The organism is Mangrovimonas aestuarii (genome assembly GCF_028767185.1).
In the GTDB taxonomy this organism is placed as follows: Bacteria; Bacteroidota; Bacteroidia; order Flavobacteriales; family Flavobacteriaceae; genus Mangrovimonas_B; species Mangrovimonas_B aestuarii.
This window is the reverse complement of record NZ_JARACK010000004.1, coordinates 90788-108584: the sequence shown is the minus strand read 5'-3', so window position 1 is coordinate 108584 and position 17797 is coordinate 90788. Positions and strand designations below refer to the sequence as shown.

Below are 17797 nucleotides of genomic sequence, written 5' to 3'. Positions count from 1 at the left end.
TTATTTAAGTTTTTCGTTGTTGTGATGACGATCGTGATCACGCTTGGTTTTCTTATCCATCTTCTTATCAAAAGCTTCTTGTAGATCTATCCCCGTTTGGTTAGCTAAGCAAAGTACCACAAAAACCACATCGGCCAATTCTTCACCCAAGTCTTTATCTTTATCACTTTCTTTTTCGCTCTGCTCCCCATAGCGTCTGGCAATAATTCTAGCAACTTCTCCCACCTCCTCTGTAAGCTGTGCCATATTGGTAAGTTCGTTAAAGTATCGAACACCGTGATTTTTTATCCAATTATCAACTATAAGTTGTGCGTTCTTAATATCCATTTTAACCTTCTTTTCTGAGTATAATTTGTTCCGCCTTTTTAGCTATCATCTTTACGTAAAAGTCACGAAACTACTCATATTCGTTTGGCAAAATTAAAGTTTTATTTCTATTGTAAGTTATTGAAAACTGCAACATTCTCCTTTTTGATTACACAGAAAACTAAATTCACACTCACTTTCGTTGAATATAAGTTGCTTAAGGATTAGTTTTGAAAAACCCCAAAAAGCAAACCAATGTTTTGCTCAATTCTCTTAACTCTGCAATTTTATACCTTAAATAAAAAAGCCAGCACAAATGCTGGCTTTTACAATAATAATCTAACTTTCCTGTTTAAGCACTATCTGTTCTTGTTTTTTAGCTATCATTTTGCTGTAAAAATCACGAAACTGCTCATATTCCCCTGGTAAAATTAACGGTTTATTCATTTTATAACTCATTGAGAACTGCAACATTTTCCCGTTTTGACCACCTAAAAAAGTAAACACACACTCATTTCCATTAAACTGAATTTTAGAACTTTCAGGCAATGACTCAACTACATAGCCCTCAGGCAACATAATATTAACCATATATTGATCTACGAAAGGAAAGACATAATCTACAGGATATTCTCGTGTCTCCTGTTTGAACGGGTTTTCATCAGGCATCATGAACAATAATGGAGAAAAATATAGTTTACCGCCTATTTCCTCAATAGCATCACTCAAACTGTAATCGTATGAGTAAACCATAGGCTCAGATAATTGCAACTCTCCTTTCCCTTCATAATTTGACGCTTCAATACCAAAGTTATCCTTTTCTAAATACGACAACTTTTGATCCATACTTACCTTATTGAATTTATCTCTGTGATATTTAGCAAAGTAATCTGAAAGCTGAGCTCTCACCTTACCATCAACTGTCAGGTCATTATTAATTTTTACGTTTAGAGAAATACTTTCTTTAGACTCCTTTTTGGGATTTAAAGCAACCCAAGTAGAACTTCCACTTTCACGAATAATGCGTCCTTGCCAATTAACAGCTCTATTAGGCAAAACATTTGGTGCAGCGTACTCATCTGTAGCATCTAAAAGTATTAAATCACCAGGAACTTCTATAGCTGCAATTACATAATTAAAACCCTCTGTTGTAGGATATAGAGGGATTCCATTTTTGACAGTACTAATTAAAACAGGGTTAGCATTTAAACCAGCATAGCGCAGCATGGCTGTTAACATTAAATTAATATCTGCTACATTACCCGTTCGTTCTTTAAATGCCTTCTTCACTCCATTATGAACCGTGTATCCATTATAATCATTCCACTTGACATGGGATTTAACATAATTATAAATCAAAACTGCTTTTTCCGATTCACTTTCTGCATTAGCAATCAATAGATCTATAGCTTCTTTAAAATAAGCCGTCTTTTCAAGTTCTGCTCCGAAGTATTGACTATCGTATATGTGCTTGGTAACTTTATCCCATGTTGTAGAATAGCTTTTTATTTCCCCATTAGGACCTCTAAAGAATGCATACTCGAAAAACAACTTAGCACGGTACCCATCCAAGTTTCTCACGTAATTTTCATTTTTCAATGGAGGCACATTGTTTAAGTCTGCACTGACAATATTCTCCATATAATCTAAACTTGAAGTTTCAAAGTTTGTTTTTACCGAATGAAAACCACTACTTGTCTTTGTTCTATTTTTTGTAGTAATCACCTCAGACTTAGATTCTCTGCTTTCCAACAGCTCTGGAAAAAATTTGGCTTTGGGATTGAAATGTTTGTTAAAATTAAAATACTCTGGTGTACGCACCTCAAGATTGTACTTCCTGATTGGAATGATATACTGAAGATCAACATCTTCAATAGTAAACCTAGGAGTTTCAATGGTATATTGATATTCAATTACCGACCCTGCATTAACATTAGGCAATGTGAATTTTGTAGTTTCCCAAAACTCATTGTTCTTCTCCTCAAAAATATTGTCTTTTTCAAGTTTTGTCTCTACAACTTTTTTGCCGTTAAGGTTATATGTAACACCTTTAATATTTTTTATTTTTTCCTTTAATCCATTATCTGCATCGTAAAGTTTAATTTCTTTGGTAGCCCAATCAAACCCTTCCTTATTGTAAATTTTAACTCTTTCGTGAACTTCAATATTTTGAATAAACCCTTCATTCTGTCTATACTCAAAATACACTTTAAAATCTCTGTAAAATACTGCTGCATTAACTTCAGGATAGGAAGGATCCTGAGTTTCTTCCACTTCTTCTTTTGAAACTTTTCCGAATTTGTAGTTTTGGGCGACACCTAAGTTTGCCACCAAAAAAAACAATAAAATAGTTGATAAAATTCTCACACTTATACTTTTTGAATTAATACAATTTTTGATTTGTCTTGTTTTACCACTTGCAACCAGAATTCACGAAAAGCTTTATAATCTCCTTTTTCGTAATTGCCTTTGTTCATTTTGAAGAAGCGCTCAAACAATAATTTATTATCCGAAATCTGGGTAATAGTATAACGATACTCTCCAAACTTGTTTTTTATAGTCACATCATCTTGAAGAGCCTCTACAACCAAATCCTGAGGCAATACAACTTCAATTCTATCGGTATCAACAAACCCTCTATCCATCTCAAAAGGAAGTTTTCGGTTTTCATATCGAGGAGGAGCGGAGGTTATTTTATTAAAAAAATTTGGTGCTAACAACACTCGTGTTCCGGCTTTAGAAACCAAATTTCCTGTTTTCAACGTAACCTCTTCATAAAACACAGCTTTGGATTTGTCGTTTTGAAGATGTATCGAAGTCAATTCCAGCTTATTAATATCTCCCCAAAAATCCTTGTAATAAAGTGTTTGATCTTTTGAATCTTTAAATTGGATTTTATGATGATCATAATATTGAGAACCTCCACTTGAAATGTTTACTTTAGCCGATGCCGAACCATCTCCATTCAAGTTAACAACTGCTTGCATATCTTGAAAATTCTCTTCTTCCTTATAAGCCTTTGTTCTTTCTATCCTACCTTCATCTGGAGTTACAACCAATACATCTCTATCATCTGTAAACTTAGCTATAAAACCAAACGGATCTGTTTGACTGGTACATTCCAACCAGACATAGTCATTTTCATGAGGAATACATAAAAAAGCATGATTCCCTTGGGTTGAAGAAAAATCCCTATCGATATTTTTAGGTTCTCTTCCACCATGAACAATCGTATAAAATGATTTTACACCTACGGCATCCAATAACGCCTTGGTATAATTTGTTAAACCTTTACAGTCACCATACCCCAAACGGTCAACATCCTCTGCCAACATGGGTTTCCATCCACCAATGCCTACCTGTACACTTATATATCTAGTTCTATTCTGCATATATTCATAAACGAGCCTTGCCTTTTCTATATCAGTTTTAGCATCCTTCACCAAACCCCTCACTTCATTTATCGTTTCTTGAGGCAACTCCCTTGTACCAGACAACAACTCTTCATACATCCATTTTCCAAAACTTCCCCAATTGTTATTAACACCTTTAACCCCTTTCATTTTAAATTCATTTAGCGCCACTTTCACATTTGGAACTATAGAAGACAATGTTGGACTATATGCTTCATATCTTACTGCAGACAAGTCTTTGGCTTGGTAATGAAAATTGTATTTCTTTTCGATGTTGAACCCCTCAAAATTGGATACTTTTTCAAGTATTTCAACGTCTGTGTTGTTTATGATTTTATAAGAGGCCTTTTCAATACTTACATAATAATCATCAAGAGGATTCCAGCCAGGGATAAAGGCAGTTGAAGTCTCCACATACTCCACAACAAAATCTACTGTATAAGGATATCCAACAGCAGTATAGTCTAGATATTTTATTCGATTATCTTGAAATAGTGAAACCCCATCTACAGCTGCAACATCCTTAAAATCCTTTTTATTGAGCTTTCTTAATTCGCTACCCAAACTATTATAAATCCTTGCTTCAAGGACCTTAATATCCCTAGTATCATCATACCACACCATGGCATGGATATCCGAATTACCCTTTTCATTTAATACTGTTACAATTCTATGTTCCTTGACAACCATTTTGTCATAGGCTTGAATTTCAATTTCCAGGTCATTTTGTCTAACAACTGCATTGGCGTTTTGAGTGAGTTCCGAAGAAAGTGTAAATGCGCTTAGTTTACTGTTTTGAGAAAAAACGTGGACAGAAAGGAGCAGACTTATCGCTCCCGTAAATAGGTATTTGGGCATTGGTTTGGTTAGTGGTTGAGGCGGTAAAACTATACTTTTTAGTCAAAAAAACAAAACGTAAGATTACTCCCTGTTTTTAGAGTCTATTATTATTGTAACTGGCCCATCATTAAGAAGCTCGACTTTCATGTCGGCACCGAACTTACCTGTATGCACAGGTTTATTTAAAGCCCTTTCAAGTACATCTACAAACTTTTCGTAAAGAGGGATAGCTATTTCAGGTTTTGCGGCCTTAATATAACTTGGCCTATTTCCCTTTTTGGTACTGGCATGCAAAGTAAACTGACTTACAACAATGACTTCTCCATCTATGTCGTTAAGAGATTTGTTCATAATCCCATCTTCATCATTGAATATCCTTAGGTTAGAAACTTTCTTTGTTAGCCATTCAATATCCTCTAGAGTGTCATCACCAACAATTCCGAGCAATAGCAGCAGACCTTGTTTAATATTTGCTACTTTCTCCCCTTCAGTGGTAACATTAGCTTTTGACACTCGTTGAATAACTACTCTCATATATAATGAATTCTTTTTTGGAGCTACTACTCTTTACTCCAAAAATCAGTTCGGTAATGTTCATCTTCACCTTCCATCATCTGAAGATAACTTCTATATCGCGAATAGGCTACTTCGTCGTTTTCCAGCGCTTCTTTCACAGCACATTTAGGCTCCTCCAAATGCAAGCAGTTATTAAACTTACAGTGTTCCTTTAGCTCAAAAAACTCAGGAAAATAATCACCTATTTCTTCACGATCCATATCAACAATTCCGAAACCTTTTATCCCTGGGGTATCTATAATTTTGGCATCGAAACTCAGATCGAACATTTCCGCAAAAGTTGTAGTATGCTGACCTTGTTGGTGCTGCTCAGATATTTCTTGGGTCTTAAGTTGCAATCCCGGTTCTATAGCATTTACCAAAGTCGATTTACCTACTCCAGAGTGTCCTGCAAACATACTTACCTTTCCTTCCATCAACTGTTTTACCTTATCGATATTTTTACCCGTGGAGGCAGAAATCCCAATACACTCATACCCTATCTTCCGGTAAAGAGCTGCTAGATATTTTACTTCAACCAATGTATCGTCATCATAGGCATCAATCTTATTAAATAGCAAAACGGTTTTTACAGAATATGCTTCAGCTGTTGCCAAAAACCGATCAATAAAACTAGTAAACGTTGGTGGGTTGTTTATGGTTATTAGAAGGAAAACCTGATCGATATTAGCGGCAATAACATGAGTTTGCTTTGAAAGGTTCACCGATTTACGAACGATATAGTTTTCACGTTCATGGATTTTATTGATTACTCCAGTAATCTCATCGTTTTTTGTCTCTAATTCAAAGTCCACATGGTCACCTACTGCAATAGGGTTGGTACTCTTAATTCCCTTTAAACGAAATTTCCCCTTAATGCGGCATTGATAGGCTTTACCGTTCATCGTTTTCACGGTATACCAACTTCCTGTAGATTTATAAACGGTTCCTGTCATACACTTGCATTAATACACTCTTTAATTAGTTTTTACAAAAAAAATGTAAAATTTTAACACATTAACATTCAATACCATAAAACCCAACTAACTATTAAGGACACAAAATAACGATTTTTAATTTTAAGAAAAACCTATATTCGCTGCTTAATTCACAAACCAAAACACTTTTTTATGAAAAAATTATTACTGTTATCTGCATTCATTCTTGTATCTGTTGCAGAATTATCTGCTCAAGTTGAATTCAAGGTAATTACCAGTGTAGAGTCAATTGTACCTAATGGACTTGGGAGGTCAAGATTGATTTCATCTAATGAAGACAGAGACTATTCAGAATTCACATCTGAACGCTCTGAGGACAAAGACAAGGATTCAAGAAACAAATCTAAACGTGATGAGATTAGAGTTGAAAACTTTGAAGAAACAAAGCTTTTAAACTTCTTTAACATAGGAGGGATACGGTTCCAAAACATTGCAGCAAACGACGCTGTTATTTCTTCTAAAATCAACTCTATGATTGAAGAGGGTTGGGAACTAGCTTTTGTAACTAGTGCCGTAGAAAGTGATAGTGGAAAAGGTGATGGAAAAGGTATTTTTATTACTCGTTATATCTTTAAAAGATTGAAATCAGACAGTCAATCGTAAAGACTATTTTTCATAAAAAAGCCAAATGTTAACATTTGGCTTTTTTTTTTATCATTCTTTGTTAATAACCTTTTCCTGATGATGGATAGACTCTAAGTGTATTGCTTTGTAAACTCGCAAAATAAAGTCCTCACTAAGTTCCTTACCCGTCCCTTGGACTATCATTCTATCTAAAATCTCCTTCCAACGCTTTGCCTGTAACACTGCTACATTATGCTCTTTTTTTAGAGCTCCAATTTCTTCAGCTATTTTCATTCGCTTACCAAACATCTCAATAAGCTGATGATCTATAACATCTATATGAGCTCTTAAAGTTTTTATGGTATCCTTAAAATCTGGTGCACTTTCTGTTTGTTTTCTAACCTTAAGATTTTCTGTGATTTGCTTTAGTATTTCTGGAGTGATTTGTTGCGAAGCGTCACTCCAAGCGTTATCGGGATCGTGATGGGTCTCTACCATTAACCCATCATAATTTAAGTCGAGCGCTGTTTGACAAAGGTCAAAAATAATATCACGTCTACCTGCAATATGTGAGGGATCAAGTATTAATGGTAAATCTGGAAATTCGTTTTGAAGATCAATTGGAATTTGCCATTCAGGATTATTTCTATAACGAGACTTTTCGTATGTGGAAAACCCCCTATGTACTACTCCTAACTTCTCTACATTTACGGTATGCAATCGCTCTACAGCACCTAGCCATAGAGACATATCTGGATTAACTGGATTTTTCACCAAAACAATTTTATCCGATCCTTTTAATGCCTCTGCAATTTCCTGAACAATAAAAGGATTTACTGTTGTCCTTGCTCCAATCCACAACATATCCAAATCATGCTTCAATGCTAAATCAACGTGGTGGGCATTGGCTACTTCTGTAGCAATTAGTAGTCCAGTTTCCTGTTTTACCTTTTGCAACCAGGGTAAGCCTAAAGCACCAACTCCCTCGAAGTTTCCCGGTCGGGTTCTTGGTTTCCACAACCCTGCACGAAAAACTGTAGCATCACTATCCTTTATCTCATTAGCCACCTGTAGTAACTGAAATTCAGTCTCAGCACTACACGGACCCGCTATCAATAAGGGATGATTAAGTCCAAAAGTATTCAACCAGTTTCTTAACGCTTTATTGTTCTTCATTGCCATATTTACCTATGCCATTTTCATCACACAAAAATAGCCTTTTTATCATTACCCTTGGTTTATAGGTCTCTTTATGATTACTACCACACATTTTCATTATGGTTAAAATTAAAATTTAATGGCATTCGTTATCGAAATATGTATTTTTACCAAAAATAATTGCAAGTATGTCTATTGAGGTTTCAGGAATCACTAAAGTTTATGGCTCGCAAAAAGCCTTGAACAACATTTCTATAAAAGTTGACAAACCTGAAATTGTTGGATTTCTTGGTCCTAATGGCGCTGGAAAATCAACAATGATGAAAATATTGACCACTTATATTGAAGCCACCTCAGGCTCAGCAAAAGTAAATGGATACGATATTGCTTCTGAAGCAAAACAGGTACAACAAAGTGTAGGTTATCTACCTGAACACAACCCTTTGTATTTAGACATGTATGTTAGAGAATATTTGCAATTTAACGCCAATGTATATGGCGTTAATAAAGAACGAATTGAAGAAGTCGTAAAACTTACTGGGCTTACCCCAGAAGCCCATAAAACTATTGGACAATTATCGAAAGGATATAGACAAAGAGTTGGTTTGGCAAACGCTCTTCTTCATAACCCCGATGTTTTAATTCTCGACGAACCAACTACAGGACTAGATCCCAATCAATTAGTAGACATACGTAATCTGATCCGTGACATTGGAAAAGAGAAAACCGTCTTCCTTTCCACCCACATTATGCAAGAGGTTGAGGCCATGTGCGACCGTGTAATCATCATTAATAAAGGTGAAATTGTAGCAGATAAAAAACTGAAGGATCTTCACGAAGGAAAGGCTCAAGTTGTAATCGTAGAGTTCGATTACCGTGTTGAAGAAGCTTTTTTAAGGAGACTTCCAAAGGTAAAAGAAGTTGTTAACACTTATGGTTTTGTTTACGAATTAACTTTTGACACTACTGAAGATATGCGTAGTCATGTTTTTGATTTTGCTCATGACAATAAGTTAAAAATACTGCAATTGAACCAGAAAAATGAAAGCTTGGAAAACTTGTTCAGGGAGCTTACAAAAAATTAATCCATTATTAACTCACCAGTATAGCCCTGCTCAACACTTACACTTGTAGGAGTGTTTACCGAAATTAAATCACCAGTCCCTAAAAGCTGCCCATTTAACGACTGTTGGGGGTTAACAATCATATCATTGCTACCTCGATGATACACACTCACATTCTGTGCTATGAGATTCCCCCCCTCAAAACGACCGGCACCAGAATAAAAGCCTACGGTAAGATTGTCTACCTCTCCTGAAATATAGAAAGAAGAAAGGTTATTGGCAGTTATTTTTAGGCTAGACGAAATTACTTGTAGTCTAAAATCAGCTATGGTAAAACTGCCCGGCATGCCATAATCTTCAGAAAATAAGATTAGATCATCGTATTGTAAAACGCCTATCGAAACTATATCGAATTGGGTTGAACTCCTAATAGCAGTAATATTTGGTGCTGTCACATAAACTTTAGTCGCCTCATAATCACGAACAAAATTACAGCTGTTTTTATCTGTCAGTCTAAGTTCACCATCAACTACAGCAGCCTCAATATCACTCATAAGATATTCTCCAGCTTCTGCCGTTACCAAAAACTCATCACCTTGCTTTAAAATAAGAGCCACATTACGGTTTACTAATATTTTATTGAAAGGGGCAACCTCAAATTTCTTTTGAATGGTCTTACCTGATGCCTGAAAGCAATCGTAAGCATTTTCAGTACTACATGAAAACATCAAAAAAAGAACTAGTGCTAAAAAATTTATGTAGTTTCTCATAACGCTTTACATCCTTACACCTATACCAAACTCTATTGCTTCAGCTTTCGCACCATGCGACTTCAATGTCAAGGCAGCAAACAATTTATTGGTCATATAATATTTCAGTCCTGCCCGAAAATAGGTTCTGCCCTCAAAATCGAAAGGACAATACACATAATACCCTACCTGAGTCAACACCGATAATTTATTTACAAACAACTCATGCCCAATAAAAGCTCCAACCCTTCTGTAATCTTCATCACCAGATACATCTTCCTCAGGAAAAGCAACCGATTTATAATATATTAATTCCTCCAAAAACTTAGAGAAAAAAGCATCTACCCCCAACTGCAATGCACTTTTATAACTCAAACGTTTATCGGCATAAGCCGAAACCACTGCAAATGGATATTGACCGCTACCAATAACATCACTTTCATTTATTCCTCCTCTAAGCACAAAATTAAATTTTACAGGCTGTGAAAACGAATCATTATTAATCGCTTTTATGTAAGAGGGTAATTCTGCATCCAGATTGTAATTTATACCAACATTTAATGCTATGGAATTAACACTTGTGTTCGGTGCTTTAAAATTTCCATTGGAATAATGGGTCATTGTTAACCCTGCTTGAATTCCAAATTTATCGTACACATGCTCTTTTTTATAGTTAAGCATAACATAGGTACTACTCAAAAAAGTGGATCCAAACGCAACATTTTTATGATTGCTTTCCTTATCGTAAGGATTAGTGTTAAAACCTATCCCCTGAGCAATACGAAAAATTAAATTTCTATTGAAAAAGTAAAAATTATAATGACCAAAAAAGGCATAATTATTTCCCAGCACATCATTTTTTAAATTCTGATAAGAAAATGAAAAACCGTAATCGGGGTAGTTGTAACGTTGTTCCCATTCTTTTTCTCCAAAGGTCTTTTTATTCCAAGCTATAACAACTCCTTCAGGATGTCCTTTAATCAAATGAAGAATACTGTTATTGTGCAAGGCAATATTACCTTTAAAGTAATTCACATCAACAAAGGATTTAAGGTTATTTTGACCCTTTGAAAACAGTGTAACGAAAAGAAAAAAGAAAAGGAGTTTTAGCCTCATCAATTTAGCGGGGTTTGCCGCAAATGTAAGGCAATATTTAAAATACCTGAGACGCCACCGCCTTTATATTATCACTTTTTCCCATAGAATAATAGTGTAGCACGGGTACGCCTGCTTTCTGTAAATCTTTTGACTGCTGTATACACCACTCAATCCCGACCTGCCTCACCTCGACATTATCTTTGCATTTCAATACTTCTTTCACAAGATCATCAGGTAGATCAACATGAAATCTATGTGGTATTAAATTAAGTTGCTTTTTGGTCGCGAAGGGTTTGAGACCTGGAATAATAGGCACTGTAATACCAGCTTCTCTACACTTTTTAACAAAAGCAAAATACTTACTGTTATCAAAAAACATTTGAGTTACTATATATGTTGCCCCTCGATCGACCTTATGCTTCAAATATTGAACATCTGTATCCAAGCTAGGAGCTTCCATATGCTTTTCAGGATAACCAGCCACCCCTATGCAGAAATCAGTTGCCGAACTATTTTCTAGTTCATCATCCAAATACACACCTGAATTCAGATTCTTGATTTGGGTCACCAGTTCACCTGAAAAACTATGCCCTTCTTTTTCCGGTTTAAAATACGTTTCACTTTTTACAGCATCTCCTCTCAGCGCCATAACGTTTTCAATTCCCAAAAAATCAAGGTCAATCAAAAAGTTTTCAGTATCCTCTTTAGTGAATCCACCACACAATATATGAGGAATAGCATCTACCTGATATTTATTTTGAATCGCAGCACAAATCCCCACAGTCCCCGGTCGTTTTCTAACAATCTGTTTTTTTAAATACCCATTGTTCATATCCTTATAAACAAATTCCTCTCGATGGTAGGTTACATCAATAAACGGAGGATTAAAATCCATCAAAGGATCTATGTGATCAAAAATAGACTGAATATGCTGTCCTTTTAAAGGAGGCAATATTTCAAACGAAAACAAAGTGTTTCCATTTGCCGATGCGATATGTTCGTTTACTTTCATTTACTTATATCTGAATATTGCATTTTTGAACATTTCAATTTCCATTCAAGTTTGGATCCAACCATTTTTCGGCTTCATTTAAACTAATGCTCCTGCGTTTGGCATAATCCTTAAGCTGGTCTTGTTCTATTTTCCCCAATCCAAAATACTTTGCTTCCGTATTACCAAAATAGTAACCACTAACACTTGCTGCAGGCCACATAGCCAAATGCTCGGTCAGTTGAACCCCTATATGCTCCTTGACTTTCAACAACTCCCATAACGTTTGTTTTTCCAAATGGTCAGGACAAGCGGGGTATCCTGGCGCCGGTCTGATTCCCTTATACTTCTCTCTTATCAATTCTTCATTTGACAAGAGCTCTTCTTTTGCATAGCCCCAAGCCTCCCTGCGGATATATTCATGAAGATACTCAGCAAATGCTTCAGCAAATCTATCGGCCAAAGCTTTAATCATTATAGCATTGTAATCATCATGATTGGCTTCAAATTCTTCAGCAAGCTCTTTCGTTCCGAAACCTGCAGTTACACAAAATCCTCCTATATAATCTTTCTTGCCAATTGATTTTGGTGCTATAAAATCAGCCAATGCAAAATTGGGAACACCTTCTTTTTTTCTCAATTGCTGGCGAAGTGTTAAAAAAGTCGCTTGAAGATATCCTTGTCCATCATAAACTTCAATATCATCATTGTTTACAGTATTTGCTTTGAACAATCCAAAAACAGCTTTTGCCTTCAGCAACTTTTCATTTACAACTCTTTTCAAAAGGATTTGAGAATCATTAAAAAGTTCTGTTGCTTGCCCTCCAACAATATCATCTGAAAGGATTTCAGGGAACTTACCATGTAAATCCCAACTTCTAAAAAACGGTGACCAATCTATATAAGGCTCTAATTTTTTCAGATCGAATTCATCCCAAACTTCAACTCCTAATCGATTTGGTGAAATCAAATCCGCTTCATCCCAGTTTATTTTAAACTTATTAGCTCTCGCCTCTTCTAAACTTAAATAAGCTTTTTGTTTATTACGCTTTAAAAACCGGTTTCTGAACGTATCGTATTCCTCTCTAATTTCTTTTTTATAATCCCTATTGTTTTGCTGCAATAACTTCCCAACTACTGTTACCGCCCGCGAGGCGTCGTTAATATGCACCACTGTATTTTGATAATTAGGTGCAATCTTTACTGCAGTGTGCGCGCGAGACGTTGTTGCTCCTCCAATCAATAATGGCACCTTAAAGTTATGAGATTCCATTTGTTTAGAAACATAGACCATTTCATCTAATGACGGCGTAATCAAACCGCTCAAACCAATTACATCAACCTTTTCTTTTTTAGCAGTTTCTATAATAGTTTCCGGTGGTACCATCACCCCCAAATCAATTACCTCATAATTATTGCACCCCAAAACAACACTCACAATATTCTTCCCAATATCGTGAACATCACCTTTAACGGTAGCCATCAACACCTTTCCAGAAGACTCAACTTTCCCGTTTTTATCGGTTTCGATAAATGGCTTTAGATAAGCCACTGCTTTTTTCATTACCCTGGCCGACTTCACTACCTGGGGCAAGAACATTTTCCCACTACCAAATAAATCTCCAACAACATTCATCCCCTCCATTAAAGGTCCCTCAATCACAGCCAAAGGTTTATCCGCTTGTAACCTTGCTTCCTCTACATCTTCAATCACAAAAGCATCAATCCCCTTGACTAAACCATGAATAATTCTATCCTGTAACGGTAGATTTCGCCACTCTAAAACCTTAGTTTCATCTATTTTGGCTTTAGACTTAACGGTTTGAGCAAACTCCAATAGTCGCTCGGTTGCATCCTCTCGCTTATCAAAAAGAACATCCTCAACATGCTCCAAAAGATCTTTTGGTATATCATCGTAAACCGTCAACAAGGTTGGGTTAACAATCCCGAGAGTCATCCCATACTTTATAGCATGATATAGAAAGGCCGAATGCATAGCCTCCCTAACCGTATCGTTTCCTCGAAATGAAAAAGACACATTACTCACGCCGCCAGAAACATTAACATGTGGAAGATTTCCCTTAATCCATTGGGTGGCTTTAAAAAAATCGATTGCATAGGTCCTGTGTTCCTCCAAACCTGTTGCGACAGGAAAGATGTTCGGATCGAAAATAATATCCTGGGGATGAAAACCTATCTCATCCACCAAAATATGATACGATCGCTTGCAAATATCTATCCTACGTTGATACGTATCTGCTTGCCCCAATTCATCAAAAGCCATAACAACTACAGCTGCTCCGTAACGTTTTACCAATCTAGCTTGACGTACAAACTCGCCTTCCCCTTCCTTTAAACTTATAGAGTTCACCACACATTTACCCTGAACGACTTTTAGCCCTGCTTCTAAGATTTCCCACTTAGAACTATCAATCATTATTGGAATTCGAGCGATATCAGGTTCGGAAGCAATCAAATTAAGAAAAGTAGTCATAGCCCCAACACCGTCAAGCATTCCTTCATCCATATTGACGTCAAGAATTTGAGCTCCGTTTTCAACCTGTTCTCTAGCTACATTTAAAGCTTCGGCATAATTTTCTTCTTTTATCAACCTTAAAAACTTACGCGAACCAGTAACATTGGTTCGTTCACCTATATTGATAAAGTTGCTTCCTGGAGTTACTACCAAAGGCTCCAACCCTGACAAACTAAGATATTTATTGTTAAGTCCCATAAGTCTTCTTCTTTATTAATTTGCCACAGCTTCTCTTGGTGTATAAAACGCTAACACTTCGGAAATGGCTTTTATATGGTCTGGCGTTGTTCCACAGCAACCTCCTATGATATTAACAAGCCCATGCTCTAAATACTCCTTAATCAATTCCTGCATTTGCTTAGGGCTTTGATCGTACTCCCCAAAGGCGTTGGGCAAACCAGCATTGGGGTGTGCAGAAGTAAAAAAACCAGTTTCTTGGGACAATCGTTGTAAATAAGGTTTCAACTGCGCCGCACCTAGGGCGCAATTGAAACCTACACTAAGCAAAGGAATATGTTGTATCGAAATTAAAAACGCTTCAACGGTTTGCCCCGATAATGTTCTACCAGAAGCATCGGTTATGGTTCCCGACACCATAATAGGAACATCAACACCTCTGGCTTCTTTAACATCTTCGATAGCAAATAAAGCTGCTTTGGCGTTTAAAGTATCGAATACGGTTTCTACCAATAACACATCTACACCTCCATCCAGCAAAGCTTCAACTTGCTGTTGATATGCTATTCTTAATTCATCAAAAGTTACTGCTCTAAACTCGGGCCTATTGACATCTGGGGATAAACTGGCCGTTCTATTAGTAGGTCCAATACTTCCGGCAACAAATCGAGGTTTTTGAGGATTGGCTTTTGTAAATTCCAAAGCAACTTCCTTGGCGATTTTTGCTGATTGGTAATTCAGTTCATAAACCATATCCTCCAAACCATAATCTGCCATTGCAATAGTTGTCGATGAAAAGGTATTCGTTTCAACAATATCTGCTCCTACCTCAAAATACTGACGATGGATTTCCGCAATAGCTCGAGGTTGCGTTAAAGACAATAAATCATTATTACCCTTTAATGGTAGATGGAAATCCTTAAACCGCTCTCCTCGAAAATCCTCTTCAGAAAATTTATACCTCTGAAGCATAGTTCCCATAGCACCATCAAGCACCAAAATTCTTTTCTCCAGTTCTTCCCAAATATTTGCCATGACCTTAATTTAAATGTTGTGCTATTTTTATAACATCTGAAAACACTCCCCTGGCTGTAACTGATTTTCCTGCTCCAGCACCCTGAATTACCAAAGGCGTTTCTTTATAAGATTCAGTAAAAATTTCAAATACCGTATCTGCGCCCTGCAACTGTCCCAAAGGAGAACTTTTTATTTCTTGCACTAGCTTTACTTCCAAATTTTGGGAAACCACATCCAATTCCCCCACATACCTCAAAACCTGTCCTTCTTGAAGATCCTGCTTTTTATGCTTAAAAGTATTATCCAATTCCTTGAGTCGCTTATTGAACTGATGTACAGTAGTTTTTCCTTTCAAGTTTTTTGGTACCAAGCCCTCTACTTTAACATCTATTAACTCCTTATTTATATCGAGTTCCCGAGCTAAGATCAAAAGCTTTCTCGCCACATCGTTGCCCGATAAATCTTCACGGGCATCGGGTTCGGTAAGCCCCAAAGATGAAGCTTCTGTCAAAACAGTAGAAAATAGCTTATCGCATTTGGAAAATGTATTAAAAATATAGCTTAACGATCCCGAAAATACGCCTCGTACTTTTTCGATCTTCTCACCTGACTCATGGAGTTTTTTTATGGTTTCAATCACTGGCAAACCAGCTCCTACATTGGTTTCATACAAGAATGTCTTATTATTAATTTTTAGAGTCTCTCTTAATGCTTTGTAATAGGCATAATCCAAGGTATTTGCCACTTTATTGGCCGAAACGATATTAAATCCATTTTCCACTAACGGAATATAATGCTCTACAAATTCTTTACTGGCCGTCGCATCTATAGCGATTAAGTTTTTATAGCCCCAATCATTTACATGGTTGATTACATCTTCTATAGAATACGGCACAGAACTCGCTTCAAAATCCAACTCCCAATTTTTGCCCATTCCTGCCCTGTCGAAAAACACATACTTTGAATTCGCTATAACGGGAATCTTAACTTCTAGATTTTGCTTTTCAAGAAGTACTCCTTTTGCCTCTAAAATTTGATTTATCAATGTACTCCCTACATTGCCTATCCCGAAAACAACAATGGTTATTTGCTTATTTTTTGACATCTTTCAATTGGTTTAAGTGTTTAACTACTTCGAATGCTTTTCTTAAATCACCGATTAGGTCATCGGCTTCTTCTATTCCACATGACAATCTGATTAAAGAATCTTTAATACCAGATGTTAATCGACGTTCTCTTGGAATTGACGCATGGGTCATTTGAGCGGGGTGGCAAAGCAAGCTCTTAATCCCACCTAAACTCTCTGCCAATTTGAAGTATTTAGTATTTGTTACGAAAGCGTTTGCTGCTTCTTGGGTATCCAATTTTAGGGAAAAAGAAACAATACCTCCGAACAATCCATTTTGTTGCTTTTTAGCAATCTCATGGTTTTTATGGGTTACCAACCCCGGATAATGTACTTCATCGACAAATTCCTGTTGACTTAAGAAAGCCGCAACGGAAAAGGCATTTTCGCATTGTTTTTTATATCTCAAGTCCAGAGTTTCTATTCCACGAATGGTCAAGAAGCAATCCCAAGGCCCCAATACAGCTCCACTTGCATTATGAACAAACTTGATTTTTTCCGAAAGTTCTTTCGTCTTGGTCACTACCAGTCCTGCAACTAAATCGGAGTGCCCGGCAATATATTTTGTTCCACTGTGAATAAGAATATCGGCTCCAAGCTTTAACGGTTGTTGAGCTATAGGACTTGCAAAAGTGTTATCGACCACCAGCAATGCCCCTACACTTTTTGCAATCTTTGATATTTTTTCAATATTAGAAACCTTCAGTGTTGGATTTGTTGGCGACTCTATCCAAATCAATTTCGTTTTGCTGCTTATGGCATGAGCAACATTATCGGCATCGGTTGTATCGACATAATTGACCTTAACGCCTAATTTTTCATAAACATGGGTAAACAATCGGTACGCCCCTCCGTAGATGTCATCTACGGCGATAATTTCATCACCTGAAGATAAGAGTTTTAAAACAGCATCAATAGCTGCTAAACCCGTGGAAAAGGCAAAGCCACTATGCCCCCCTTCTAAGAAAGCCACCAAGTCTTCCAATACTTTTCGGGTTGGATTGTTTGTTCTTGCGTAGTCAAATCCCTTGTTCACTCCTGGCGCATCCTGAACAAAGGTTGATGTTTGGTAGACTGGTACAGAAATAGCTCCTGTTAACGGATCGCTAGGTACAGCGTGAATGATTTTTGTTGCGCTCATTTTTCTTTGTTTTTTGAGTTAATAAAAATTATGCCCAAGCCCTTTCAGGCGTACTTAAAGAAAA

General features: G+C 36.6%; 15 protein-coding genes. 2 read left to right on the top strand and 13 right to left on the bottom strand.

Annotated features, from left to right (window positions below; all coding sequences use genetic code 11):
• The 5 genes from PWU04_RS06630 to rsgA all read right to left on the bottom strand — a co-directional run bounded on the left by PWU04_RS06630 (window position 1) and on the right by rsgA (window position 6070).
• Window positions 1–327 carry a nucleotide pyrophosphohydrolase gene (locus PWU04_RS06630; RefSeq protein WP_274475158.1) on the bottom strand — a complete coding sequence of 109 codons (327 nt, stop codon included), beginning with the start codon at window positions 325–327 and terminating at the stop codon, window positions 1–3.
• A gap of 318 nt (window positions 328–645) precedes the next feature.
• The gene (locus tag PWU04_RS06625) at window positions 646–2673 is read right to left on the bottom strand and encodes a DUF3857 domain-containing protein (RefSeq protein WP_274475157.1); all 2028 of its coding nucleotides are present in this window, start codon (window positions 2671–2673) and stop codon (window positions 646–648) included.
• Window positions 2674–2675: 2 nt separating this feature from the next.
• Complete coding sequence (locus PWU04_RS06620; RefSeq protein ID WP_274475156.1) at window positions 2676–4577, bottom strand: DUF3857 domain-containing protein; 1902 nt, start codon at window positions 4575–4577, stop codon at window positions 2676–2678.
• A gap of 63 nt (window positions 4578–4640) precedes the next feature.
• A complete protein-coding gene (dtd, locus tag PWU04_RS06615) occupies window positions 4641–5093 on the bottom strand; it encodes a D-aminoacyl-tRNA deacylase (protein ID WP_274475155.1) in 453 nt (150 codons plus the stop codon).
• Window positions 5094–5119: 26 nt separating this feature from the next.
• Window positions 5120–6070, bottom strand: coding sequence for a ribosome small subunit-dependent GTPase A (gene rsgA, locus PWU04_RS06610; RefSeq protein WP_274475154.1), 951 nt, complete (start codon window positions 6068–6070; stop codon window positions 5120–5122).
• Window positions 6071–6244: 174 nt separating this feature from the next.
• Here rsgA and PWU04_RS06605 point away from each other — a divergent pair, with 174 nt between their 5' ends.
• Window positions 6245–6715 carry a hypothetical protein gene (locus tag PWU04_RS06605; protein ID WP_274475152.1) on the top strand — a complete coding sequence of 157 codons (471 nt, stop codon included), beginning with the start codon at window positions 6245–6247 and terminating at the stop codon, window positions 6713–6715.
• A 51-nt stretch (window positions 6716–6766) separates the two neighbouring features.
• Here the strand turns inward: PWU04_RS06605 and PWU04_RS06600 are convergent, their stop codons facing one another.
• Window positions 6767–7852 (bottom strand): bifunctional 3-deoxy-7-phosphoheptulonate synthase/chorismate mutase type II, encoded by a 1086-nt coding sequence (locus tag PWU04_RS06600; protein WP_274475149.1) that lies wholly within the window; start codon window positions 7850–7852, stop codon window positions 6767–6769.
• A gap of 170 nt (window positions 7853–8022) precedes the next feature.
• On the opposite strand from PWU04_RS06600, the gene gldA reads away from it, so the two are divergent.
• Window positions 8023–8919, top strand: a complete 897-nt coding sequence (gene gldA, locus PWU04_RS06595; protein WP_274475147.1) for a gliding motility-associated ABC transporter ATP-binding subunit GldA — start codon at window positions 8023–8025, stop codon at window positions 8917–8919.
• Here the strand turns inward: gldA and PWU04_RS06590 are convergent.
• Genes PWU04_RS06590 through PWU04_RS06560 form a run of 7 tightly spaced genes read right to left on the bottom strand, consistent with a single transcriptional unit; the run spans window position 8916 to window position 17733 of the window.
• On the bottom strand, window positions 8916–9668 hold the full coding sequence (locus tag PWU04_RS06590; RefSeq protein ID WP_274475146.1) for a head GIN domain-containing protein: 753 nt from the start codon (window positions 9666–9668) through the stop codon (window positions 8916–8918). The genes gldA and PWU04_RS06590 overlap by 4 nt on opposite strands.
• Before the next feature lie 6 nt (window positions 9669–9674).
• Window positions 9675–10763 carry an acyloxyacyl hydrolase gene (locus PWU04_RS06585; protein ID WP_274475145.1) on the bottom strand — a complete coding sequence of 363 codons (1089 nt, stop codon included), beginning with the start codon at window positions 10761–10763 and terminating at the stop codon, window positions 9675–9677.
• Window positions 10764–10800: 37 nt separating this feature from the next.
• On the bottom strand, window positions 10801–11757 hold the full coding sequence (metF, locus tag PWU04_RS06580; RefSeq protein ID WP_274475144.1) for a methylenetetrahydrofolate reductase [NAD(P)H]: 957 nt from the start codon (window positions 11755–11757) through the stop codon (window positions 10801–10803).
• Between the two features lie 34 nt (window positions 11758–11791).
• A complete protein-coding gene (gene metH, locus PWU04_RS06575; protein ID WP_274475142.1) occupies window positions 11792–14470 on the bottom strand; it encodes a methionine synthase in 2679 nt (892 codons plus the stop codon).
• Between the two features lie 15 nt (window positions 14471–14485).
• Window positions 14486–15484 (bottom strand): homocysteine S-methyltransferase family protein, encoded by a 999-nt coding sequence (locus PWU04_RS06570; protein ID WP_274475140.1) that lies wholly within the window; start codon window positions 15482–15484, stop codon window positions 14486–14488.
• 4 nt (window positions 15485–15488) lie between these two features.
• Window positions 15489–16571, bottom strand: coding sequence for a homoserine dehydrogenase family protein (locus PWU04_RS06565; protein ID WP_274475139.1), 1083 nt, complete (start codon window positions 16569–16571; stop codon window positions 15489–15491).
• The gene (locus PWU04_RS06560; protein WP_274475137.1) at window positions 16558–17733 is read right to left on the bottom strand and encodes a trans-sulfuration enzyme family protein; all 1176 of its coding nucleotides are present in this window, start codon (window positions 17731–17733) and stop codon (window positions 16558–16560) included. Before PWU04_RS06560 ends, PWU04_RS06565 begins: the two co-directional genes overlap by 14 nt.
• Window positions 17734–17797: the final 64 nt, after the last annotated feature.

Excerpts from the sequence above, each read along its gene's own strand:
- PWU04_RS06630 (WP_274475158.1), bottom strand. The coding sequence starts at position 327 with ATGGATATTAAGAACGCACAACTTATAGTTGATAATTGGATAAAAAAT.
- PWU04_RS06605 (WP_274475152.1), top strand. The coding sequence starts at position 6,245 with ATGAAAAAATTATTACTGTTATCTGCATTCATTCTTGTATCTGTTGCA.
- PWU04_RS06620 (WP_274475156.1), bottom strand. The coding sequence starts at position 4,577 with ATGCCCAAATACCTATTTACGGGAGCGATAAGTCTGCTCCTTTCTGTC.
- dtd (WP_274475155.1), bottom strand. The coding sequence starts at position 5,093 with ATGAGAGTAGTTATTCAACGAGTGTCAAAAGCTAATGTTACCACTGAA.
- PWU04_RS06600 (WP_274475149.1), bottom strand. The coding sequence starts at position 7,852 with ATGAAGAACAATAAAGCGTTAAGAAACTGGTTGAATACTTTTGGACTT.
- PWU04_RS06560 (WP_274475137.1), bottom strand. The coding sequence starts at position 17,733 with ATGAGCGCAACAAAAATCATTCACGCTGTACCTAGCGATCCGTTAACA.
- PWU04_RS06570 (WP_274475140.1), bottom strand. The coding sequence starts at position 15,484 with ATGGCAAATATTTGGGAAGAACTGGAGAAAAGAATTTTGGTGCTTGAT.
- PWU04_RS06565 (WP_274475139.1), bottom strand. The coding sequence starts at position 16,571 with ATGTCAAAAAATAAGCAAATAACCATTGTTGTTTTCGGGATAGGCAAT.
- metH (WP_274475142.1), bottom strand. The coding sequence starts at position 14,470 with ATGGGACTTAACAATAAATATCTTAGTTTGTCAGGGTTGGAGCCTTTG.
- PWU04_RS06590 (WP_274475146.1), bottom strand. The coding sequence starts at position 9,668 with ATGAGAAACTACATAAATTTTTTAGCACTAGTTCTTTTTTTGATGTTT.
- gldA (WP_274475147.1), top strand. The coding sequence starts at position 8,023 with ATGTCTATTGAGGTTTCAGGAATCACTAAAGTTTATGGCTCGCAAAAA.
- PWU04_RS06585 (WP_274475145.1), bottom strand. The coding sequence starts at position 10,763 with ATGAGGCTAAAACTCCTTTTCTTTTTTCTTTTCGTTACACTGTTTTCA.
- rsgA (WP_274475154.1), bottom strand. The coding sequence starts at position 6,070 with ATGACAGGAACCGTTTATAAATCTACAGGAAGTTGGTATACCGTGAAA.
- metF (WP_274475144.1), bottom strand. The coding sequence starts at position 11,757 with ATGAAAGTAAACGAACATATCGCATCGGCAAATGGAAACACTTTGTTT.